Source organism: Chamaesiphon sp. OTE_8_metabat_110 (assembly GCF_031382685.1).
GTDB lineage: Bacteria > Cyanobacteriota > Cyanobacteriia > Cyanobacteriales > Chamaesiphonaceae > Chamaesiphon.
In genome coordinates this window covers 1-3,191 of sequence record NZ_JANMZA010000636.1, presented here as the reverse complement: position 1 = coordinate 3,191, position 3,191 = coordinate 1, and the positions used below count along the sequence as shown (strand labels likewise).

General features: G+C 44.3%; 4 protein-coding genes. 2 read left to right on the top strand and 2 right to left on the bottom strand.

The features are described from left to right. Nucleotides 1-13 precede the first annotated feature (13 nt). Both RMO52_RS22975 and RMO52_RS22970 read left to right on the top strand, forming a co-directional pair. Nucleotides 14-598, top strand: a complete 585-nt coding sequence (locus RMO52_RS22975; protein ID WP_396135089.1) for a chromophore lyase CpcT/CpeT — start codon at nucleotides 14-16, stop codon at nucleotides 596-598. Nucleotides 599-672: 74 nt separating this feature from the next. Beyond that, nucleotides 673-978, top strand: coding sequence for a CpeR family transcriptional regulator (locus RMO52_RS22970; protein ID WP_310418972.1), 306 nt, complete (start codon nucleotides 673-675; stop codon nucleotides 976-978). Nucleotides 979-1,045: 67 nt separating this feature from the next. Here the strand turns inward: RMO52_RS22970 and RMO52_RS22965 are convergent, their stop codons facing one another. Next, complete coding sequence (locus RMO52_RS22965; protein ID WP_309743949.1) at nucleotides 1,046-1,180, bottom strand: hypothetical protein; 135 nt, start codon at nucleotides 1,178-1,180, stop codon at nucleotides 1,046-1,048. Nucleotides 1,181-1,231: 51 nt separating this feature from the next. Then, nucleotides 1,232-2,941, bottom strand: coding sequence for an urease subunit alpha (ureC, locus tag RMO52_RS22960; protein WP_309743951.1), 1,710 nt, complete (start codon nucleotides 2,939-2,941; stop codon nucleotides 1,232-1,234). Nucleotides 2,942-3,191: the final 250 nt, after the last annotated feature.

The window sequence follows — 3,191 nt, the reverse complement described above, 5'->3', positions numbered from 1 at the left end:
ACTAGCAGTTTTTATGAGTGATTCGATTTTATTAGCGCAGTGGATGGCTGGTGAATTTAGCAATCACCACCAATCAACTTTAGAGCCGCAGCATTACGCGCATATTCGGATCTTTTTTCGACCGTTACCATTTGAATTTTTCAACGCGATCGGGTTTTATTCCGAACAAGTTTATGATTACGATCTATGGAGTCCCTATCGTCAGGGCGTCCATAAATTAGTCGTTCGCGGCGAGGATGCCTATATTGAAAACTATAGTCTCAAAGATCCGATGCTCTACGCTGGTGCGGCACGAGAACGGGAAATTTTAGATACTATTACCCACGATTGTCTCGAACGTCGCTGCAATTGCTCGATGATTTTTAGTCGAGATGGCGATATTTTTCGCGGCAAAGTCGAGCCGGGAAATCAATGTTTTATCGAGCGTAATGGCAAGATGACTTACCTAATTAGCGACGTTGAAATTGGCGAACGTACCTGGGTGAGTCTCGATAAAGGCATGGATACTCAGACCCATGAAAAAGTCTGGGGTTCGGCATTTGGGATGCTGAAGTTTGAAAAAGTGACCAGCTTTGCAGATGAAATTAGGATCGATTAGTTATATTTAAATAGATTGAAATCGGTTTTTGTCCGATTGATATGTTCGATCGGAATTCATTATCTGCCACAGCTATGTTACCACCAGAAGCCGAGAAGAAAATGCAATGCTGGGTGCGGAGCCGACACTTGATTTCTTCAGGTAATTTTTTTATCTTTGAAACAGTCGATTATAGTACGATCGAGCGATTTACCGACTGTATTGAATCCCTCGGTGGCACGTTAATTTCGGTAGAATCGATCGGCAAAATTTGGATCGGCGCTCGCTGTCAAGTTGTCTTATATCAAGCAACTGCTAGTCTACATACACCCCACCATCAGGTCAAGCAGTATTGGATTAAATACGGCAGTTTTAGAACGAGATTTGACGAACGGGTGTGAGTAGTTTCACATTATTATCTCAAGATCGGAGTCATTCTGCTGCTATTTTTGACAAATTCCTTAACCCTCATAATAGTACATAAGGTTTATGTCCTTGGGGAAAATAAAAAGTGGGATGCTCCCCATTACGATCTGGATTAAACACTAAAGGCAGATCTTTAATCCCGCGAAAATTATGGAGTTTTAATTCTTTGACACGCATGATTCGTTATGATAACTGGGCAGCAAGATATCGATATACATAAAAATATGTCTAAAACAAGAAATAACGCTGTGCCATCGGCAAAACAGTTGCAGGCTCACAAGTAAGCAATTCACCATCAGCTCTCACCTCATAAGTCTCAGGATTAACATCGATCTGAGGCAACGCATCATTTAACTTCATATCCCGCTTGCTAATCTGACGCGTCCCCGATACAGCTAGCACCTGTTTTTGTAACTGTAATTGCTGCGGTAAATCACGCTCGATCGCGAGCTGAGACATAAAGGTAAAAGCCGTATTAGTTCTCGCACCACCATAACTGCCAAACATCGGTCGCATATGTACTGGCTGCGGCGTAGGAATACTTGCATTGGCATCGCCCATCTGCGCCCAGGCAATTAGTCCACCTTTAATTACTGTTTCTGGTTTAACACCAAAAAAAGCAGGTTTCCATAAGCACAAATCGGCAATTTTACCAGACTCGATCGAACCCACATAATTACTAATCCCATGCGTAATTGCGGGATTGATTGTATATTTAGCAATATAACGTTTGGCACGTAAATTATCGGCTGGTTGACTATCTTGTGCCAACCCACCGCGTTGCACTTTCATTTTGTGAGCGGTTTGCCAAGTCCGAATAATTGTTTCCCCAATTCTCCCCATCGCTTGAGAATCAGAAGAAATCATACTAAATGCACCTAAATCGTGGAGAATATCTTCAGCCGCGATCGTTTCTCTTCTAATTCTAGACTCAGCAAAAGCAACATCTTCAGGAATACTCGGACTGAGATGGTGACACACCATTAACATATCCAAATGTTCGTCCAGAGTATTCATAGTATAAGGACGAGTAGGATTAGTCGAAGAAGGCAATACATTTGCCTCCCCACAAACTCGAATGATATCTGGTGCGTGTCCGCCACCCGCCCCTTCAGTATGATAAGTATGGATCGTCCGCCCTTTAAAAGCCGCAATCGTCGTTTCCACAAATCCCGCTTCATTGAGCGTATCGGTGTGAATTGCCACCTGAACATCATACTCGTCTGCCACATTCAAACAAGTATCGATCGTCGCTGGCGTAGTCCCCCAATCTTCATGCAATTTTAACCCGATCGCACCTGCTTCGACCTGCTCGACCAAACCCTGCGGTTGAGAGCTATTCCCCTTCCCCAACAAACCAATATTCATCGGGAACGCATCCGCTGCCTGTAACATCCGGTGCATATTCCAGACACCAGGCGTACAAGTCGTCGCATGAGTCCCGGCTGCTGGCCCCGTTCCACCACCAATCATCGTGGTAATTCCAGATGCGATCGCCACTTCAATCTGTTGAGGACAGATAAAATGGATATGAGTATCGATGCCCCCCGCCGTCAAAATAGACCCCTCCCCAGCGATAATTTCGGTACCTGGGCCGATAATAATATCAACATCATCCTGAATACAAGGATTCCCCGCCTTCCCTACCTTGTAAATTTTCCCATCCTTAATTCCGACATCCGCCTTCACAATCCCCCACCAGTCCAGAACCACTGCATTAGTAATTACAAGATCTACCGCACCATCGGCATTAGAAATCGGCGATTGTCCCATCCCATCCCGAATTACTTTACCACCACCAAATTTAACCTCATCACCATAAGTAGTGAAGTCGCGCTCTATTTCGATGAGCAGTTCTGTATCGGCAAGTCGGACTCGATCCCCTGTGGTCGGCCCATAAGTCTGAGCATAGGCACGACTGTCGATTCTATAACTCATATTTAGTACGGGAATATTCAGTGATGATTGGATCGATTTTACCTTAGTGGGCTACTTCATGCCACTAAGATCAATCTCAATGATGATTAAATCGAGGAACAAAAAACAAAAACAAAAACAAACAAGCTCTTAACCGTAAAGTTAAGAGCTTCTTGATGTTTAAGATTAAGCTTGGCAGCGAGCTATTTTGACAGGGGGCAACCCCCCAACTATCGTCGCCGTGCGAGCGTTTCACCTCCGAGTTCGGGAA

Coding starts and splice junctions, on each gene's coding strand:
- RMO52_RS22975 (WP_396135089.1), top strand. CDS start 14: ATGAGTGATTCGATTTTATTAGCGCAGTGGATGGCTGGTGAATTTAGC.
- RMO52_RS22970 (WP_310418972.1), top strand. CDS start 673: ATGTTACCACCAGAAGCCGAGAAGAAAATGCAATGCTGGGTGCGGAGC.
- RMO52_RS22965 (WP_309743949.1), bottom strand. CDS start 1,180: ATGCGTGTCAAAGAATTAAAACTCCATAATTTTCGCGGGATTAAAGAT.
- ureC (WP_309743951.1), bottom strand. CDS start 2,941: ATGAGTTATAGAATCGACAGTCGTGCCTATGCTCAGACTTATGGGCCG.